This is a genomic window from Cytobacillus gottheilii, from assembly GCF_001636345.1.
Taxonomy (GTDB): Bacteria; Bacillota; Bacilli; order Bacillales; family Cytobacillaceae; genus Cytobacillus; species Cytobacillus gottheilii.
This window is the reverse complement of record NZ_KV440945.1, coordinates 923,003-942,037: the sequence shown is the minus strand read 5'-3', so window position 1 is coordinate 942,037 and position 19,035 is coordinate 923,003. Positions and strand designations below refer to the sequence as shown.

Annotated in this window: 16 protein-coding genes and 1 riboswitch; of the genes, 4 read left to right on the top strand and 12 right to left on the bottom strand. The window is 39.7% G+C overall.

The genetic code is table 11. The annotated features are described in order from the left end of the window. Positions 1-132: 132 nt before the first annotated feature. The 8 genes from A6754_RS04440 to A6754_RS04405 all read right to left on the bottom strand — a co-directional run bounded on the left by A6754_RS04440 (position 133) and on the right by A6754_RS04405 (position 8,546). On the bottom strand, positions 133-669 hold the full coding sequence (locus A6754_RS04440; RefSeq protein ID WP_066442701.1) for a redoxin domain-containing protein: 537 nt from the start codon (positions 667-669) through the stop codon (positions 133-135). A gap of 81 nt (positions 670-750) precedes the next feature. Beyond that, entirely contained in the window at positions 751-1,398 is a 648-nt protein-coding gene (locus A6754_RS22885) for a hypothetical protein (protein WP_066442700.1), read from the bottom strand. 340 nt (positions 1,399-1,738) lie between these two features. Continuing rightward, the gene (locus tag A6754_RS04430; protein WP_066442699.1) at positions 1,739-1,999 is read right to left on the bottom strand and encodes a metal-sensitive transcriptional regulator; all 261 of its coding nucleotides are present in this window, start codon (positions 1,997-1,999) and stop codon (positions 1,739-1,741) included. Positions 2,000-2,080: 81 nt separating this feature from the next. Then, complete coding sequence (locus A6754_RS04425; protein ID WP_066442698.1) at positions 2,081-3,775, bottom strand: FAD-dependent oxidoreductase; 1,695 nt, start codon at positions 3,773-3,775, stop codon at positions 2,081-2,083. Between the two features lie 231 nt (positions 3,776-4,006). Beyond that, positions 4,007-4,852, bottom strand: coding sequence for a dimethyl sulfoxide reductase anchor subunit family protein (locus A6754_RS04420; protein WP_066442697.1), 846 nt, complete (start codon positions 4,850-4,852; stop codon positions 4,007-4,009). Between the two features lie 14 nt (positions 4,853-4,866). After that, positions 4,867-5,439 carry a DMSO/selenate family reductase complex B subunit gene (locus A6754_RS04415; protein ID WP_066442696.1) on the bottom strand — a complete coding sequence of 191 codons (573 nt, stop codon included), beginning with the start codon at positions 5,437-5,439 and terminating at the stop codon, positions 4,867-4,869. A 23-nt stretch (positions 5,440-5,462) separates the two neighbouring features. Continuing rightward, entirely contained in the window at positions 5,463-7,859 is a 2,397-nt protein-coding gene (locus A6754_RS04410; RefSeq protein WP_066442695.1) for a DMSO/selenate family reductase complex A subunit, read from the bottom strand. 30 nt (positions 7,860-7,889) lie between these two features. Further along, positions 7,890-8,546 carry a TorD/DmsD family molecular chaperone gene (locus A6754_RS04405; RefSeq protein WP_082851604.1) on the bottom strand — a complete coding sequence of 219 codons (657 nt, stop codon included), beginning with the start codon at positions 8,544-8,546 and terminating at the stop codon, positions 7,890-7,892. A 334-nt stretch (positions 8,547-8,880) separates the two neighbouring features. Here A6754_RS04405 and A6754_RS04400 point away from each other — a divergent pair, with 334 nt between their 5' ends. After that, the gene (locus tag A6754_RS04400) at positions 8,881-9,717 is read left to right on the top strand and encodes a nuclease-related domain-containing protein (protein ID WP_156495692.1); all 837 of its coding nucleotides are present in this window, start codon (positions 8,881-8,883) and stop codon (positions 9,715-9,717) included. A 1,140-nt stretch (positions 9,718-10,857) separates the two neighbouring features. Here A6754_RS04400 and A6754_RS04395 read toward each other — a convergent pair. Then, the gene (locus tag A6754_RS04395; RefSeq protein WP_066442693.1) at positions 10,858-11,493 is read right to left on the bottom strand and encodes a DUF6944 family repetitive protein; all 636 of its coding nucleotides are present in this window, start codon (positions 11,491-11,493) and stop codon (positions 10,858-10,860) included. Between the two features lie 149 nt (positions 11,494-11,642). Here A6754_RS04395 and A6754_RS04390 point away from each other — a divergent pair, with 149 nt between their 5' ends. Together A6754_RS04390 and A6754_RS04385 are read left to right on the top strand one after the other, a co-directional pair. Beyond that, complete coding sequence (locus tag A6754_RS04390; RefSeq protein ID WP_066442692.1) at positions 11,643-12,329, top strand: DsbA family protein; 687 nt, start codon at positions 11,643-11,645, stop codon at positions 12,327-12,329. After that, the gene (locus A6754_RS04385; protein ID WP_066442691.1) at positions 12,329-12,748 is read left to right on the top strand and encodes a disulfide oxidoreductase; all 420 of its coding nucleotides are present in this window, start codon (positions 12,329-12,331) and stop codon (positions 12,746-12,748) included. The genes A6754_RS04390 and A6754_RS04385 overlap by 1 nt, the downstream gene beginning before the upstream one ends. A gap of 52 nt (positions 12,749-12,800) precedes the next feature. Here A6754_RS04385 and A6754_RS04380 read toward each other — a convergent pair whose 3' ends face one another. Continuing rightward, a complete protein-coding gene (locus tag A6754_RS04380) occupies positions 12,801-14,417 on the bottom strand; it encodes a sensor domain-containing diguanylate cyclase (protein WP_066442690.1) in 1,617 nt (538 codons plus the stop codon). Positions 14,418-14,662: 245 nt separating this feature from the next. Between A6754_RS04380 and A6754_RS04375 the strand changes: the two genes are divergently transcribed. Continuing rightward, the gene (locus A6754_RS04375; protein ID WP_066442689.1) at positions 14,663-15,367 is read left to right on the top strand and encodes an immunoglobulin-like domain-containing protein; all 705 of its coding nucleotides are present in this window, start codon (positions 14,663-14,665) and stop codon (positions 15,365-15,367) included. A gap of 369 nt (positions 15,368-15,736) precedes the next feature. Here A6754_RS04375 and thiC read toward each other — a convergent pair whose 3' ends face one another. Together thiC and A6754_RS04365 are read right to left on the bottom strand one after the other, a co-directional pair. Further along, positions 15,737-17,521: a phosphomethylpyrimidine synthase ThiC gene (gene thiC, locus A6754_RS04370; RefSeq protein WP_066442688.1), complete on the bottom strand. Its 1,785-nt coding sequence runs from the start codon at positions 17,519-17,521 to the stop codon at positions 15,737-15,739. A gap of 138 nt (positions 17,522-17,659) precedes the next feature. Beyond that, a riboswitch (TPP riboswitch) is annotated at positions 17,660-17,774 on the bottom strand. Positions 17,775-18,047: 273 nt separating this feature from the next. After that, positions 18,048-18,569: a DoxX family protein gene (locus A6754_RS04365; RefSeq protein WP_066442687.1), complete on the bottom strand. Its 522-nt coding sequence runs from the start codon at positions 18,567-18,569 to the stop codon at positions 18,048-18,050. Positions 18,570-19,035: the final 466 nt, after the last annotated feature.

Here is a 19,035-nt window from a genome sequence, read left to right as displayed (position 1 = left end):
TAAAGAATTTTACAAAGAAAGGTGAAAAAGTATGAGCGGATATACTGAACTGAGAAATTGACAGCAGAATGAAAGTACAATAAAAAAACGTGCAAAGTTACGCTAAATATAGCGAAAGCTTTGAACGTTTTTTTAATCCATTTTTTCAAACTCCTGAATCATCAATTCGTAATTCATAGCCCCTAAAGTTCTATATTGAATAACGCCATTCGAATCTATCATATATGTAGTCGGAAGGGGCTGGATATTATACAAATCAGCCATTTCAGCTTCTTCATCTAATAAAATCGGAAATGTTAATTCGTATGTATTAGCAAAATTCTCAACCTGCTCATTATTCATTTCAGTGTCGGTCATGTTTACAGCTAATATTGCTACATCACGATCTTGATGAAACTTTTCCATATCTGGCATCTCTGCCCGGCATGGCGGACACCAGGTTGCCCAGAAATTCACCATAACACGCTGTCCCCGAAAATCAGATAATTTTACACGTACCTCTTTGTTTAACAATTCAAGTTCGAAATCAGGTGCTATATCCCCAACGTCTAGACCAACCTCATTCTCACTTTCATTAAGCTGTTTGGCTGTGTTGTTCGTATTTGTGAAATCGTAAATGGCCCAAGCCAGCATACCTAAAATAACTCCAACAACAATTGTATTTTTCATAACCTGCCCTCCTTCTCCTAATTAACATCCTCATTAATAAATCTGAGAAAATAAAATCCTGTAACAAGATTAACTGCTTTATTAACGTTTAAGGATTAGATTTCTTTTCATCATAACCACTATACCGAGCACCATAAATGCCAATACAAACCACCTGGCTACAATAAATCCGAAAATCGTGATGAATGGCTGAAAGTAAGATAATATAAGCATTCCAGCTGACCAGCCAGTAAGGAGTGCCAAAACAAGATTGACAGATTTCAACCGCTCACGAAGATAAAGATACAAAACAAGAATCAGGCCAGCTATGAGCATGTTTCCAAGACTCAAAGAGTTATTCTTCCACACCAATTGAATAAACTCATATAAAAAAATTGCTAATAAGAAAATAGGCAGAAAAGCAGCACTTAAACCGATAAAATGAAGCTGTTTATATTTAGATTTATATACAAGCAGTACAATACTGAACAGAACTGCCAAGTAAAACGCTGAAGAATTACTTGGATAAGCTAACACTGCCAATGGGTCATCAATAAATATTCGCCAATTGACCAGTACCTTTCCTATAATCATGAAGATAACAAAATTCAATAGTGCTGTTATAACTTCATCAATTTCTCTTTTCTTTTGCTCCTTCGGCTGCTCACTTAAAAAACAAAAAGCTATGACGCCAGCCAAAAAGCTAAATGCAACGATTCCAAAAAACAGTAATTTACTGGTTATCGCCATATTGGATTTCCTCCGTTCACTCTATACCAAAACAATACACTGGAAGTATGAAGAATCCGTGAAAACTCATAAAAAATTCAAGGCATAGGGAGTCCCTTTTATGAGCATAAAACAAAGACAGTAAAGTGCTATAACTTCACTGTCCTCATGTGTAATGTTACCTCATTACATCCAAGCACTCATACCGCCAGTAACATTGCTTATTTGCTCAAAGTCTTGTTTTTAATAATTAAATGATGACACTTAACCCTACCAGTAAGGGCCTTTTCTGACGAATACCCGCATACGTATATTATTATGAAAAGAAAAAGTCCAATACTTTTTCTTATGGTATTGAACTTTATCTGCTTTTCACCAGTAAATTGACTGCTTCTTTCACTAAATCCTCTGTGCTTTCCCCTTTTTCCAGGTTCTCCCGAATACATTGTTCTAAGTTCATACTGACAATAAGGCCAATCGTTCGGTCAATGCCACTGCGGGAAGCTGATAATTGGGTGATGACGTCACGGCAATCCTTATTTTGTTCGATCATCTGCAAAACTCCCTTAAGCTGACCTTCAATACGCTTTAAACGGTTTACAACGGATTTATCATATTCCATCCTACTTCCCCCCTTTTTCCCCTATTGTACCCTAAAAGGGATAAATGGAGATACTTTTATAGACGTCACTTTTAACCATCCTTACTTAAAATTATATTGCGTAACGATCTTTTCTCTTCCGCTCACGAGATCGTTAAAATACTCATAAATATTAATGCCTAAATAAGACCCGGAAATATTATATATATTTTCATAGCTTAAGTTATTTAATGCCATGACCATATTGTAACTGCGCTGACCTGAACGGCAATGAATATACACTGGCTGATCTGTTGGAATCTCATCCAGTCTGTCTCTAAATTCGCTAAGCGGAATGTTAACTGCATTTTTTAAATGCCCTGCCTGATATTCTCCCTTTTCACGGGCATCAATAATAAAGGCATTACCTTCTACTAAATCACGAACCTGCGAAACCTTAACTTCCTTATATAGTCCATGAAGCTGGTTCTCTGCTACTAATGCAGCATGATTTACGACATCCCTAGCCGTCCCAAGCATCGGTGAATAGGTTAATTCAAGGTCTTTTAAATCCTCTATTGTTCCATTCAGCTTGATGATGGCTGCGATAACATCAATTCGCTTGTCGACATTTCCTTTTCCAATCGCCTGTGCACCTAAAATTCTGCCAGACGGATATTCGTATACTAATTTAAAATGCATAGGGTTGCTATTTGGCATCAATCCCACTTTATCTCCTGGTATAACATAAACAGAATCGTGAGAAATCCCCGCATTTTTAGCAGTTCTTGCATTCAATCCGGTTGCTGCGGCATTAAGATCAAAAAGGTGAATAGACGAAGAACCAATCACGCCTTCATTTCTGTTTGGAATCTCATACATATGGTCTGCAGCTGCTCTCGCCTGCTTTAAGGCCGGACCTGCCAGCGCCAATCTGGTTGGTTTGTTTAATAAACGATGATATACCTCAATAGCATCACCAACAGCATAAATATGCTGGTCGCTTGTTTGATAGTGATGGTTAACCTTAATCGCACCTGTCTCACCAATTTCTAGACCAGCATCTTCCGCTAAAGTCGTTTCTGGTCTAACTCCAATTGCCAAAACAACGACGTCCGCTTCTATTTTTCGGCCTGAATTCGTTTCTATAAAGGTATCAGAAATTTTTGCTAAGCCATCATTTAAAATAAGCTCCACACCATGACCCACTAGCTCTTTATGAAGAATTTGAGCCATATCATAGTCAAAAGGTGTCATAACTTGATCAGCAAACTCAATTAACGAAACGTCTAGACCAGCTAATTTTAAGTTTTCAGCGACTTCTACACCAATGAAACCTCCGCCTATAACAGCCGCCTTTTGAACATTTTCAGTTTTTATAAAGCGATGCATTTTTTCAATATCCACCACATTTCTTACTGTAAAGACATTGGCATTGTTTACACCATCAAGATTTGGCCGAATTGGCTTTGCTCCTGGTGAAAGAACTAAATGATCATAAGTTTCCTCGTAATATTCACTTGTTGCTAAATTCTTCACTGAAATGCTTTTTTCTTTACGATTGATTTTCACCACTTCTTGACTTACTCTCGCTTCGATATTGTATCTCTTTTTAAATATTTCAGGATTCATTAACACGAGCTTCTGACTATCTTCTACAATGCCGCTTAAATGGTACGGAAGTGAACAATTTGAAAAAGAAACATGCGGCCCTTTTTCAAACATGATGATCTCTGCATGCTCGTCCAGTCTCCTAGCTCTTGCAGCAACAGACGCTCCTCCAGCAACTCCACCGACAATTACGATCTTTTTCCCCATATTTGTCACTCCTTTGGTTATCTTATATTTCATTTTATACCCATGGGGGTAAATGGTCAACTATGGGGATTGATTATTAGATCGTTTGAGTATGATTTAATTTGTGTGCAAGGTAACCTTATTAATCTATATAATCCTATAGTGAACATGCCAATCAAACTTTTCACTTTTTGCTGTGCTGCGATAACGCCAGAAAGCTGCCACACTAAGTGACAGCTTTCTTCCATTATCTTATGCTCCCATTACATAAAACACATACCGGCTCATGCCTTCTGCAAAGATCAAGACAGCGAGTGCTCCATAAGCAAAGTAGATTGGGATTTTTTTATTCATTGCAATGGACAAATAGCCAATGAAGAATATGCCAATAATTTCAATCATCCACCTAATTGCAACTGTTGTTTGATAACCTTCTAGTGCATCCATCACATTCACACCTGCAATTTGGTTCACTTCAGGAGCAGTAATCCCGAAGATTGCAACACCGATCAGCTGAATGGCTATTCCGCCTAGTGCAATGTAGAATGCATTTTTCACAAAAGCTTGCGCAAGTTCTTCATTTTTTGCCTTTAAGAAAGGAACAAGTAAACTCACAATTAAAATTGGACCTAATACAAAGGCTGTTCCATAAAAAGATGTATACGTATTAATAGAATTCCAGCCGCTAACCAGTGTGTTGTAATAAATCGCACCCATACAATAGATGTCAAAAAGTCCAATGACAGCTCCGGCAGCTAACAGCCATACATTCACCTTTTTCTGAATAAATGCAAGCCCTGCCGCTCCGCAAGCAACAGCAATAAACATTCCTGTTACAAGGATCTCTCGGCTCATCCAAGATGACCCTAAGTGCCGAATAGTGTTCAGTGCATTTTCTGGAGAACCCAAATGTGTAAAGGAAGCCGCCAGACCAATAAGTGATAATCCGGCAATGACAACCAGCGGCAGTTTCATCACGTGAAACTGTTGTTCTGGATCCAGTTTTGATAACTTTTTATAAAAAATCAGGAGCATCACAGTACCGCCAATGGCAGCCTGCATGCAAAGAGTAAAGATCAGTAAAGACCATTCATGCATCTTTTAAACCTCCTTTATTTAGCGTTTCTATGTGCAGTAATAACAAGATTTGGCTTCGTAATAGATGAATTAGGCAACCCTTTTATATCACTGACATTTCCATATTTAGCTCGCAGTTCTTCAATTGGACCGTATTCAATAGCGCGCATTGGACAAGATCCTACACAAGCTGGATTTTCACCAGCAGAGATTAAATCAATACAGAAATCACATTTTGTCATCTTACCAAGCACTTCATTGTATTGCGGAGCGCCATAAGGACAGTTCCATACACAATATTTACAGCCGACACACTTATCATGGTCTACTAATACAACGCCGTCTTCTTCTCTTTTATACATTGCACCAGTTGGACATCCTTCCACACACTTTGGATTTTCACAATGGTTGCAAGAAATAGATGTGAAAAAGGTTTGGATATTTTGAATAACAGCATGATCTCTTTCTACATAGTCACCTTCGGAATGCTCATAAACACGGCGAAAGTTGACACCAACCTCATTATCATTTTTATCTTTACACGCTACCACACATGCTTTACAGCCTGTACAATAATCATTATTTATATAAAAGCCTAGCTGAGCCACTTGCTCTCCCACCTTTCATTCTTCTACACTCTTGCTACTTCAACTAAGTTTGTATGCTGAGGATTTCCTTTAGCCAATGGCGACGGACGCTGACTTGTTAACGTATTGACGTTTCCACGCTGATCAACCCCATCTTTATCCGGACTCCACCATGCCCCTTGCGGAATCGCAATCGTTCCCGGAATAACACGATTGGTCATTTTCACCGGCATATGCACTTCACCGCGGTCATTAAAGATCTTCACACGATCTCCATCTTTTATGTTTCGAGTAGCTGCATCCCGCTCATTCATCCACATCACTTGCGGACCTGCTTCCTCCAGCCACTTATTGTTGTCAAACGTAGAGTGACAGCGACGCTTATAATGCCAGCCAATTAGCTGCAGCGGATATTTCTCTGTTAACGGATCTTCCGGCCCTTCCCAGGATGAGATATATTTTGGGATCGCTGGAATCTCTTCATGGTCATTCATGTCCCACAATGCTTTAGAGAAAATCTCAATTTTTCCTGATGGCGTTTCGAATTTATTGTTTTTAGGATCTTTAATCTGCTGTTCGAACGCGACCACTGAATTGCCTTCTAATGAGACTTGATAAATGCCCTCTTTCTTGAATTCTTCAAATGTTGGGAAGTTCGGATCAGTTTTTCTAGATTCTTCTATAGACCATTTAATCCAAGCCAGCTCATCTCTTCCTTCAGTAAATTTCTGCTCAACACCGAGCTTTTTAGCCAGCATTGTCATCCACTCATAATCTGATTTCGATTCATACATGTTTTCAATACATTTTTGTGACAAAATCGCCTGCTGAGAAGGAGCCCAAGTTGTACCGACATCCCATCTTTCCATAAATGTATTGGAAGGAAGTAAAATATCAGCAAATTTTGCGCTTGGTGTCATAAAGATTTCACTGACAACAATTAATTCAAGCAAGCTTTCATCACTTAATATCTCTGCTGTTTTATTACAATCAGAATGCTGATTGATCAGTGTATTACCTGCTAAATTAAACATGGCTTTCATATTCACTGGTAATGTATCCTGTTCCTCAGCTAATCCTTTCACGCCATCTTTAGCATCCATTTCCGTTCCGCGTACAATCGCATCTGTCCACAAGAAGCATGGAATGGTTAGACCAACTGGATTATCGCCTTTAGGCACAGCTGTTGTTTTAACAAGACTGATATAACCGGCACCAGATGCCCATCCGCCTTTCACACCAACATTTCCGGTGATGGCTGCAAGCACTGTGCCGCCGCGCACAAATTGTTCACCATATGCTTGCCGCTGCGGTCCCCACCCCTGCATAAGCGCTGATGGTTTATTGGTTGCGTATTCTCTGGCAAGTCTGCGGATGGTTGAAGCAGGTACTCTTGTAATTTTTTCAGCCCATTCTGGAGTTTTAGGAACACCATCTTTTTCGCCAAGGATGTAACTTTTTAAAGACTCTCCCTCTGGCACACCATCAGGCATATGGTTTTCATCAAAACCGACACAATATTGATCTACAAAGCTCTTATCATATAAATTTTCTGTAATGATGACATGTGTCATGGCATCCATCATCGCTGCGTCTGTTGTAGGCGCAATCGGAATCCATTCATCAGCCAGTGCTACAGCCGTATCAGATTGGCGCGGATCAATAACAACAATCTTTACTCCATTTTCTTTCGCCTTTCGCACATAAAAATCTGTTACACCAAATCTCGTTTCAACCGGATTATGACCCCAAAGGATAATCATTTTAGAATGTGATAGGTTATCCAGAGTGCTTCCTGTTTGGGTTGTTCCATACGTAAATGGAGTTGCATTTGTTGTTTGCGCAGAACTATAAGAATTGTGAAATCCTAAGTATCCGCCTGTTAGCCCAAATAATCTCTGAATCATGTTACCTGCACCGATAATACTGCCTGAGTGTCCACTCGCATAGTTGCTGTAACGGCTGGCAGGTCCATACTTTTCTGTTATTCTCGTTAACTCTTTTGCAATATAATCAATCGCTTCCTCCCAGGAAATACGTTCAAATTTCCCTTCTCCCCGCTTGCCTACACGCTTCATTGGATATTTTAAACGGTCAGGATTATACACAAATTGGCGATATCCTCTTCCCCGAATACAAGCCCGCAGCTGCGGCAATTCGAAGGTATCGGCTTTTGTATCTGTTGTTAACCTTGTAACCACGCCATTATTGATATGGGCTTTAATCAGGCATCGGCCACCGCAGTTAACCGTAGAACAAGTTGTGAGCACGAGTTCATCTGCCTTTTTTGCAGCTAATTCCGCTCCAGCTTTTTTCACCATGTTTCCAGTTGTTGCAATTCCTCCTAAAACAACTGGCGCTGATACGGCACCCGACCATTTAATAAATTTTCTTCTTGAAATCTTTTTTTCATTTAGTTCATTGAAGAATCCATTACTCATGTCTGTAACCTCCCATATAAAAAAATCGTATTAAAGCAGTTCATTTACTAATTCACTGTCAAACTGAATAAATGAATTTAGTATATTAGCAGAGCCTTGAAAATAGAGAGAACTGGCATTAGTCAAAATATCTTGAGCCAAATCGGGTATCCATTTTTTCAAATGCTCATCCAGCATTTTTTTCTGACCAAGCAGTGCTGCTGTTTGTTCAGCAGGACTATCTGCATCAAGCACTTTATCAATTAAAATACTCATAAATTCAAGCTCATAGATTAAATGATCGTCTGCTTCATCATGCTGTCCTTCTTGCTTCTTCATTTCTAAGCCAAAAGAGCTGTATAAATCTCTCACTTCAAAAGTTGGATAGTCGAACAGCGCTCGATCCTTTCCTCTATAGACAGACTCCCATGGAGGACAAGGTAAAGAATCCGGTCCGACAAAAAGCCGAAAATAATCCTCTCTTGCTTTTTGAATCGCGAAAGACTCTTCTTCTTGAAAAAAGGATTTTAAAAAATCACCGTCTGATATTTCTTCAGGGAAACCATTGGTTTGGACGTTATCCTTAATCAGACTGTAGGATTCCTGACTCATTGGAGTTGAAAACATAACTATTAGCAATTGATACATATATTTTCTGGCGTTCATCCATTCAATTTTATCCGCACCCATCAATCCCGCTTGGATCATTTTCACATCAACTCCTGTCTAAGATTGTGAACTTAATCACTAACTTAATTGAAGTATATTATTTTCTCACACAGAAAAATATGGACCGTGATACGAAAATAGAAATGAATTTTTGTACAGTGTGACAATAGAAAATGGGGTGAAAAGTGATGTAAATCACCTGATGTCAGCAGATCTTCATGTTGTTGGAGGAATAAGGAAAAGGAAAGGTGGATTTTAATGTAGAATTAATAAAGGGGGAACCTGGGGAATCATCAGATAGGAGTTGAAAATTATTAGTTGTTACCGCCATAAACCAATTGAGCTGATCATTCTGCAATCATTAGAGGGCAGAATGAATTTACCTGATCTCAAGAAAAAGCATCATTTAGAAAAAGGATATGCCGGGGAAAAACGCTTTGATCACTGGCTTGAAACGGAGCTATCATGCTCTTTCATTGTACTTAAAGATATAACGCTGGATGTCCACTCATCCAATGCACTTCAAATTGATACGCTCCTTATCTCTGAAAAGACACTCTACTTATTTGAGGTGAAGAATTATGAAGGTGATTTTTCAATCGATGGAGAAAAGTGGCATTCCATCACAGGTACGGAAATCAAATCACCATTACAGCAGCTCAAACGAAGCGAGCTTCTGCTCAACCAATTTTGCCGCGAGCTTGGCTATAAAATACCAATAGAATCTTATTGTGTATTTATAAATCCCGAATTTCATTTATTTGGCTGCACCCCTCAGCAACCACTCATTTTCCCTGCGCAGATTAAGAGATTCCTCCAAAAGATTAATAACCACTCCACTAAACTTAAAGCCCAGCATCATAAACTCGCTGCTGCATTAAACTCTTACAAGCTAGAAAAATCTCCCTACTCACGTTTTCCTGCCTATTCCTATGACACGCTCAAAAAGGGAGTACCTTGTCCTGTATGCCGAACGTTTATGCTTCCTTCTAACTCTAAAATGGTATGTGATCAGTGCGGATTTGTTGAGAAATTGGGCGCTGCAATACTACGGTGCGTTCAAGAGTTTAAAATTCTATTTCCTGAAGAAAAAATCACTGTTGCTGGAATTTCTAATTGGACTGGAGGCCTGACTGTAAAGACAGTACAAAGAGTACTCAAGAGGCATTATCGCTTGACTGGCAGTGGAAGAGGATCCTTTTATGTTTGATGCTTAAATGGTTCGTCTTCTAGTATGCTTTGGATTATGTCATTTGCTCGTGCATCCATATTGTGATTGCACGGGCTTTTTTGCTATATTGTTTTTGTTAGTGAATAGTTGAAGGCTTTTTATGCGTTATTTTTGGTTTACTAGATTTAGGTTGGGGGTTTTTCTTCTTTTGGTGACACCATTTTTTAGATTCTGGATTATAGGAGGGTTTCTTCCCTTTTCGCGACAACGTTTTCCAGATTGTGGATTTTAGAGGGGTGTTTTTTCTCTTTTCACGACACCATTTTCCAAATTTCGGATTTAAGAGGGATGTTTCTTACCTTTTCACGACACCATTTTCCAAATTTCGGATTTAAGAGGGATGTTTCTTACCTTTTCACGACACCGTTTTCCAGATTGTGGATTTCAGAGGGGTGTTTCTCCCTTTTTTACGACACCTTTTTCCAGATTGTGGATTATAGAGGGGTGTTTCTTCTCTTTTCGCGACTCCATTTTCCAGATTCTAGATTATAGAGGGGTGTTTCTCCCCTTTTCACGACACCGTTTTCCAGATTATGGATTATAGAGGGGTGTTTCTTCTCTTTTCGCGACACCATTTTCCAGATTCCGGATTATAGAGGGGTGTTTCTCCCTTTTTCGCGACTCCATTTTCCAGATTCTAGATTATAGAGGGGTGTTTCTTCTCTTTTCGCGACTCCATTTTCCATATTGTGGATTATAGAGGGGTGTTTCTTCTCTTTTCGCGACTCCATTTTCCAGATTCTAGATTCTAGAGGGTGTTTCTCCCTTTTTTACGACACCATTTTCCATATTGTGGATTACAGAGGAGTGTTTCTCCCTTTTTCACGACACCACTTTCCAGATTGTGGATTATAGAGGGGTGTTTCTTCTCTTTTCACGACGCTAGTTTCCAGATTTTAGATTATAGAGGGGTATTTCTCCCCTTTTCACGACACTATTTTCCAGATTCTAGATTTTAAAGGGGTGTTTCTCTCTTTTCCGCGACACCACTTTCTACATTCTGGATTACTCAGGTTTATTACTCCCCTTTTCACCACACCATTCTCCATATTTATGTTTATCGCACGGTTTCCCCCCTCTTTCACAACTCACCTCTCCCAAAATCCATCTAAAACACCCTCATCTCCCTCTATTATAAGAAGAAAACGTACGCCTCTCCCCACCCTCCTCATTTTCCGCTTCCATCGAAAAGGCTCTAATCAAAATAAACGCTCCAATTACTTGAATCCAGCTCCCAATCATTAGGATGTGTTCTCCCGCTTCCTCCAGTTCCTGCAGTAAGAAAACAGTTCCAATTGCCTCAACGATGGAGCCCAGTGAAACTAGACTATTTCCCGTCATATCCAACTCCCTTGCAGGTGTGTCGGCGGCAAGGTAAGCTCCCACTGCTTCAAATGCTGCACCAAGTCCTTGCACGGAACTTCCCAGTGCATCAATTCGCCTGCCATCTTCTTCTGATTCATTTAATTCGACATGTATCCCAACTGAGTTTGTGGTATTGCCTGCCGCTTCAATCCAGCAGCCCAAGATATAATAGTAAGTTGATTCAGCACTTGCCGGATTGAGATCTTTTGACCTTCCGACTGCCTGTAATGAGTTGCCCAATGCCTCGATCCCATTTCCCTTAAGGACCAGTTCTTTTCCCTTCTTTGTCCGTGTGACGGTGGCATGAGTCTGACCTATGGCTGCTGATAATGTGCCCAGTCCAAGAAGCCATGCCCCTGTTATGAGTAATTCTTCGCCTGCATGATCCATGCCATCCCTCCTGATAAGACGCTGCTACTATGGTATGACGCATTTTCCGCTTTTGTACCTCACATAGGGATCCTCCCAATGGCATTTTGAATAGTTACTACCTATTTGATAAAATAAGAAAGCTACTAATAGAAAAGGAGATTCCCTACATGTCACAGAAAAAGAAATCATCTAATACATTTATTATTGTTTTGACTCTTTTAGTCTTTGCTTCCATTGCGGTGTTTGTTGTGCTCAACAGCAATAACCAAAAAGAAAATGAACCCGGTACTGAATTTTCAGAGCAGCCATCACTGGAAAAACAGCCTAGATTAGGAGAAGAGGATGCACCAGTGAAAGTCGTTGAGTTTGGCGACTTTAAGTGCCCAGCATGTAAAGCATGGGGAGAAAGCATTTACCCGCAGCTTGTGGATGATTATGTAGAAAGTGGACAAGTTGAGTTTGGTTATATCAATGTCTTATTTCATGGCGAGGAATCCACATTAGGCTCTGCTGCTGCAGAAGCCGTGCTAAAGCTAGAGCCTGAATCCTATTGGGACTTCCATAAGAAGCTATTTGCAGAGCAGCCTGAAAATGATCATGATACTGTATGGCTAACGGTGGATAAAATACACGAAGTGGCAGCTGAAACAACTGGCATTGCTGCTGAGGATCTAGAAGCAGCAATGCAAACGGAAGCGGTTGTGGAAGAGGTAAATAAAGATACATCCCTTGTTGAAGAGTATGAAATACAATTAACACCAACCATTATGGTTAATGAAGTGATGATAGAAGATCCTTTTGATTATGAAAAAATAAAAAGTGTAATTGATGAAGCATTAGAGGATCAGGAATAATGGAGGCACAGAAGAAGAGTCAGCTCTTTTTATATCTTGCTTGGGTCATCTCCATGATTGCTGCACTTGGCAGCCTTTATTTTAGTGAAATCCGCGGCTTTATCCCTTGTGAACTTTGCTGGTATCAGCGTATTTTCATGTATCCGCTTGTTTTCGTTTTAGGAATTGGCGCTTTTTATCAGGATCATACGGTGAAAAGAATTGCATTGCCAATGGCTGTGATTGGCTGGTGCATTTCCATCTATCACTACTTGCTGCAAATGGTTCCTGGTTTTGCACAAATCAAACCATGTGCAAATGGCGTTCCCTGCAATGCCAAGTATATCGATTGGTTTGGGTTTGTAACCATTCCTTTCCTGGCCTTAACGGCATTTACACTAATTATTGTTTTACTGTTCATGATGCGCATCAAAAAATAAAGCAAAAGGGTGATCCTGACTTCGGATCACCCTTTTCAAATGTCAGAGCACCTTAATGTGCTTCCGACATATACACTCTATTTTTCCCTGTTCTTTTCACCTTATATAGCGCTTCATCAGCTAGACGGATGACCGACGTGATGTTGTTGATTTCAGGGTGATATACTGCTCCGCCTACACTGCAGCCGACATGAACAATATGTTCATCAATGACAAAGGCATCACCAAGCATAGACACAATCCGATTTCCGATATCGATTCCTCGTTGAACTGGATCTTCTGGCGATTTCAAAACAAGGACAAATTCATCTCCACCAAGTCTTGCAACGAACTCGCCATTCTCGATATTCTGCTTGAGGCGCCTTCCTGTTTCAATCAGGAGCTGATCACCTGCATCGTGACCTAACGTATCATTTACTTTTTTAAATCCATCTAAGTCTAGATACAATACCGTTAATGGGATATTTTCATGTGTAACCCGATCCAGATAACGTTCAAGACCATTGCGGTTCGCAAGTCCGGTCAAATGATCCCTTGAAGCTACATTTTCCATCTCTACTAAATCAGTTTCCGTTTTGGTTAACTGTTTTATTAGTTTTCGCAATGAAATGGAAAGAGATTCAATCTCCTCTATTCCTCTGTAGATTGGAATATCAATTTTTTCCCCTCCGCGCAGCCGGTCCGCAATGTTTGATATTTCCTTCAACGGTGCAGCCATTCTTCTGGCCACTAAGGAAGCTAAAAGGGAAGAAAGAACTGCCAAAATGATGCCGCAGACAATAAAATAGCTCAACATCTCTTTCGTTGGAGCATATGCCTCGTCCACCGTCTGTCTAACAATGACAGTCCATCCCAGACCTTCATAGTCTCTATAGCCATCCGTTAAAGCAAAACCTGTTAAATATTCCTTTCCATCGTCCCATTTCTCTACAGCCCAAGCAACCTGATCTGGTTCGGCATGCTTTAACTCATCAAAATTCAGCGTATGACCCAGCATTTCTTGCGGTCCTAGGAGAACATCTTGATTTTTGCCCACAATGAAAATTTCAAGATTCTCTCTGCCTTTTAATGTATTCAGCATGGACATTTCAACCTCTTTTGCCCATTCCCAGCTTAAGTGTGCCGCCAATACTCCAGTAAAAACACCACCATCGGTTGTAATAGGCATACTAATATCCACGAATCTCATCGGTTCCCCAGTAGGATTTGGCAATAACTCAGCCAGCAGCACCGCTTCATGAACATCACCAATAAATGGCCTTTCCAATGCTTCCTGATAAACTGGCCTCTCTGAAATATCTACTTCTTTTAAAATATCATCTGTAGATGAAACAACTTCGCCTGCTTCATTGGTTAATCCAATCCAGCTGAAAGCAGGAAAGCTTTCTTTGACCTGATTCAGCAATTGATCGATTTCGTTAAGGTCTTCCTGCTCTTTAATGGTCTGCATTTCACTGATAATCTCAACTTCGCCATTTCTTGACCACATGTAACGATCAAGCTTGTCCCCCATTAAATAGGCCATATCTGCTAATGAATCACCAATTTCCGTTTGTACTTCCTGAATGGATCGCTGTCCAATTAAAAAACTTAGTATAATGACTAAAAATACCATAATAATGCCAAAAATAATCGATAGTTGCCTTTGCAGACTACTAGAAAACAACATATAGAACCTCTCCGTTTGTTTAATCATTTTGCAGATACTATTCATTGAGGCGTATTCTAAGATGCAGCTTTTTATTCAAGCTAAAATTGATCAATCTTGAACATAGTAAGTATATAAGATGTGAAGGAATTTTGTATAGCAGAATTCCTTATACAGTTTAAACTTCTATAAATAGTTTTACAGCTGAACTTCCACAGAGTAACTTTCCCCCACTTATTCCGTCTATTGTTTTAGGAGGGAAAAAAATGAAAAAAATCATCTTACTCGCTTTATTTGCCCTTTTTGTAACTGGATGTGATTCAGGTATGGCCGGCACAGACCAAGTAAAAAAGGGAATTGAAGAACAAGATATCACGATACCTAATGATCTTCCACAGCAATTAAAAGAGATCGACAAATCAAAAGTAAACACAGCTATTCAATTTGAGAGTAAATCATTTTTGGATTTAATGGATTCAGTCTTTTTTGAAAATCGTGATCAGGAAGGTTATCAGCGCACAACACATCGTGTATATAAGGCTGGGGACCAATTTGAAATCGACCCCGATGGATTATCACCCACAGCAAGATATGAAGTTGAATTCTTGAAATTTAATTATGAAGAAAGAAAGTTTGAAACGATCATAGAAAAAACAGTTGAGCGCCAGGATCCAAGTTATTTTATCACCATTCCAGATGAAGAGAATGTTGCTTATTATATTGAGCAAGTAGCAATAGGTGAAAATGATGAAATTCGGAAACAGGAATATCATCAAATCTTTGTACCCTATAACGAAATAAATGCAAGAATTGATTTAGACAAGACACACTATTCCCCTGAAGAAAAGATGACCGTTACGCTGACAAACTTGGGTACGATTGAATTAAATACTGGTTATGGTGTGATTTTGGATAAATGGAACGGAGAAAGTTGGGAACAGTTTGAGTTTGAACAAATGGCACCTGCATAGGAATTTTATTAAGAAATGGAGACACTTTTTCGCAGGATGTCGAGCTTTCTCAGCTTGAAAAAGGAACCTATCGTGTGATTGAAACTTTGACAGAGGATGACCGAATATCCGCATCATTTACGATAGAATAAATAGAAGACTGATTAAATGGCGAGCCTTTGAAGTTCCATAGCATGGAAACTTTTTGTTATATCACTTTCATAAACTAAAGAGCTCATTTGATCATGAGCTCTTTGGCTTTTCATATGTGTTGATCCTTTAGGATAAGGTGCTCCCGTTTTTACTGTTTTCTCACTCAGCTGTGCTTCAGTATTTATCCAGCAATTAAGCGAAAATAAACTGCAATATCACCAACATATCAAATTGGTTCTATTTATAGATTTGACTTCCGCCTTCTTTAAATTCTTCTGCTTTCTGCTTTAACCCCTGTTCTATATCTGCTGTTGTAACATGTATATTCTCTTTTGCATAGTTTCGAATATCCTGAGAAATTCTCATTGAGCAAAATTTGGGACCGCACATGGAACAGAAGTGAGCTGTCTTAGCACCTTCTGCAGGCAAGGTTTCATCATGAAATTGCAGTGCCCGTTCTGGATCAAGGGAGAGATTAAACTGGTCCTTCCAGCGAAATTCAAAGCGCGCTTTTGATAAAGCGTCATCTCTTATTTGGGCACCAGGATGGCCTTTAGCCAAATCGGCTGCATGGGCAGCGATTTTATAGGTGATCACACCTTCCCGGACATCATCTTTATTTGGCAGTCCTAAATGCTCCTTCGGCGTCACATAGCAGAGCATGGCTGTTCCATACCAGCCGATCATGGCTGCGCCGATTGCAGAGGTTATATGATCATAGCCTGGTGCAATATCGGTTGTTAGCGGACCTAATGTATAGAAAGGCGCTTCTTGACAGACTTCAAGCTGTTTATCCATGTTTTCTTTAATCAGGTGCATTGGGACATGCCCAGGACCTTCAATCATTACCTGTACATCGTGCTTCCAGGCAATTTTAGTCAACTCACCTAATGTTTCAAGCTCTGCAAACTGGGCTTCATCATTTGCATCTGCAATTGAGCCGGGACGGAGACCATCGCCTAATGAAAAAGCCACATCATACGTCTTCATGATTTCACATATTTCTTCAAAGTGAGTATAAAGAAAACTTTCTTGATGATGATATAAACACCACTGAGCCATAATGGAACCGCCGCGAGATACGATCCCAGTCATTCGCTTAGCTGTTAATGGAACATAATGCAGCCGCACACCAGCATGGATTGTAAAATAATCTACCCCTTGTTCGGCTTGCTCAATCAGAGTATCGCGAAATACGTCCCAATTAAGATTTTCCGCAATCCCATTTACTTTTTCAAGTGCCTGATAGATTGGAACTGTGCCTACAGGAACAGCAGAATTTCGGATAATCCATTCCCGTGTTTTGTGTATATTTTTCCCGGTCGATAAATCCATAATGGTATCAGCACCCCAGCGCGTTGCCCAGGTCATTTTTTCAATCTCCTCTTCAATCGACGAGGATACAGCGGAATTGCCGATATTGGCATTGATTTTCACATGAAAGTTGCGGCCAATAATCATTGGTTCACTTTCAGGGTGATTAATATTTGCTGGAATGATGGCTCGTCCGCGGGCGACTTCCTCACGGATATATTCAGGATTCATATTTTCCCGGATGGCGATGAATTCCATTTCAGGTGTGATGATCCCTTTCCTTGCATAATGAAGTTGTGTAACATTTTTTCCTCGTTTTGCCCGCAGAGGCTTTCTTTTTAGCCCGGGAAACACACCGTGCTGGGTACGCTGGTCGTCTTCATTGCGGTAACCATTATCTTCTGGTTTTATCCTGCGACCTTCATAGCTTTCAATATCGCCGCGTTCATACATCCATTTCTGGCGAATGGGCGGCAGTCCTTTTGTCAGATCCACTGCATAATTCTGATCCGTATACGGCCCGCTTGTATCATAAATACGCACGGGCTCGTTCTTCTCATCTCCAAAAGATCCTGTGGTGGCACTAAGTTCAATTTCTCTCATTGGCACCTGGATATCAGACCTAGTACCTTCTACATACACTTTTTTGCTGCCGGGAAAGCTGGACATAATAGAAATCATTTTACCGTTTACAGTGGGGTTGATCATTTTATCTCTCCTTTAACATATTGTTAAGGACTTGATCTCGGGAAATGCAAAGACATCCTTCAGTGAAGTGCACAAAAAGAAGCTGGGTCCATTGTAAAATAAACAGACCCAGCTTCAGAATATGCAGAAGTATACATAGCAAGTATTCACTAACTTCCCTACGCTGGCATGATCCAGATCAGGTCCAAAGGGTCAAGAAACTTTATAGCGTTTCCCTCTCAGCCCAGCTTATTGGACTCCCCCAGTTATAACTATTCAATTGTGCTTTTAGTTTAATACATACAAACAGTAAATAAAAGGATATTTTAGAATTTATTGAAAAATAGGACGAAAGAACGTTGATTCTGGGAATCTTAAAATGATGACATTACCTGCACTGATACAGAGCGGAAGTTATATAGTAGATTTTTAAGATTGCTAGTTATAACTTCAGAAACTGAACTAAAAAAAGGTTGAACTAGTCAGCCTAATTCAACCTCCATACTATATAATTTTTTTTACTATAGATTATTAATGATGATTCACATTAAACTCTGTTTACGTTCGCTCCACTCTCTTCTTCTTTGCCTTTATTTAATTGCTTGCGGATAAAAGGCATTACATAATAGTCAAGACCGAATCTTCCAGCGTTGTAGCCAGCAACTAAAATGAATACACCCATTAGAATGTCTGTCGGGTTATGAGATACAGTACCTGTAAGCAAGAAAGAGAAGTTCATCAAAATTCCGAAGAATGCTGCTGCTGTTGTTAAGCATCCAAGAATTAATCCAAGTCCAACTAAGAATTCGCCCCATGGAATAATGAAGTTAAATAGATCGGCATTCGGCAATGCAAAGCTTTGAAGGAAGCTGTTATACCAGCCAAAAACAGGTGCTCCATCTGGTCCCATTACCGGGTTTGCGGCTGCGTTAGCCAGGAATCCTTTTGAATCAAATCCTCCTGTGATTTTCCCCCATCCAGCTGTGATCCATAAATATCCCCAATAAACACGTATAACTGTTAATAGTGCTGCTGCAATTTTGTTTTCTCTTAACCAAGTGTTAATCATCTTGCATCTCCCTTTCTATTTTGAAAGATTATTTTATGATTGCTTCTTACACTTAGAATATACCATGGTGGAGGATACTCCACATCAACATTGTGATAAACTTCACAATGTTGTAATAAAGATGTGACGGATTGTTGAACAATGTGATTTTTTATAGGATTTTCATCACTAGAAAGCATTTGTATTGGTGAGGAAAGCGCCGCTGTTGGGACTTCTCTGCGTTCTATTTACATCACAATCCGATTATTAGAGCTCATTTTGAGGAACAAATGCTGGATTAAACGGAGAATTTTATAAAAAATACTGCAAAACCTTTTAAAAAATATAAATGATAGACCTTTGAACCGGGATATCCGCCGTCGCGAGTAAAATATCCGCCGTTAAATGGGATTTATCCACCGTAAAAATTTTTTATCCGCCGTAAAAAAAATATATCCGCCAAAAACAACGTTTTATCCGCCAAACC

Excerpts from the sequence above, each read along its gene's own strand:
- A6754_RS04440 (WP_066442701.1), bottom strand. The coding sequence starts at position 669 with ATGAAAAATACAATTGTTGTTGGAGTTATTTTAGGTATGCTGGCTTGG.
- A6754_RS22885 (WP_066442700.1), bottom strand. The coding sequence starts at position 1,398 with ATGGCGATAACCAGTAAATTACTGTTTTTTGGAATCGTTGCATTTAGC.
- A6754_RS04430 (WP_066442699.1), bottom strand. The coding sequence starts at position 1,999 with ATGGAATATGATAAATCCGTTGTAAACCGTTTAAAGCGTATTGAAGGT.
- A6754_RS04425 (WP_066442698.1), bottom strand. The coding sequence starts at position 3,775 with ATGGGGAAAAAGATCGTAATTGTCGGTGGAGTTGCTGGAGGAGCGTCT.
- A6754_RS04420 (WP_066442697.1), bottom strand. The coding sequence starts at position 4,852 with ATGCATGAATGGTCTTTACTGATCTTTACTCTTTGCATGCAGGCTGCC.
- A6754_RS04410 (WP_066442695.1), bottom strand. The coding sequence starts at position 7,859 with ATGAGTAATGGATTCTTCAATGAACTAAATGAAAAAAAGATTTCAAGA.
- A6754_RS04405 (WP_082851604.1), bottom strand. The coding sequence starts at position 8,546 with ATGATCCAAGCGGGATTGATGGGTGCGGATAAAATTGAATGGATGAAC.
- A6754_RS04400 (WP_156495692.1), top strand. The coding sequence starts at position 8,881 with ATGAATTTACCTGATCTCAAGAAAAAGCATCATTTAGAAAAAGGATAT.
- A6754_RS04395 (WP_066442693.1), bottom strand. The coding sequence starts at position 11,493 with ATGGATCATGCAGGCGAAGAATTACTCATAACAGGGGCATGGCTTCTT.
- A6754_RS04390 (WP_066442692.1), top strand. The coding sequence starts at position 11,643 with ATGTCACAGAAAAAGAAATCATCTAATACATTTATTATTGTTTTGACT.
- A6754_RS04385 (WP_066442691.1), top strand. The coding sequence starts at position 12,329 with ATGGAGGCACAGAAGAAGAGTCAGCTCTTTTTATATCTTGCTTGGGTC.
- A6754_RS04380 (WP_066442690.1), bottom strand. The coding sequence starts at position 14,417 with ATGTTGTTTTCTAGTAGTCTGCAAAGGCAACTATCGATTATTTTTGGC.
- A6754_RS04375 (WP_066442689.1), top strand. The coding sequence starts at position 14,663 with ATGAAAAAAATCATCTTACTCGCTTTATTTGCCCTTTTTGTAACTGGA.
- thiC (WP_066442688.1), bottom strand. The coding sequence starts at position 17,521 with ATGATCAACCCCACTGTAAACGGTAAAATGATTTCTATTATGTCCAGC.
- A6754_RS04365 (WP_066442687.1), bottom strand. The coding sequence starts at position 18,569 with ATGATTAACACTTGGTTAAGAGAAAACAAAATTGCAGCAGCACTATTA.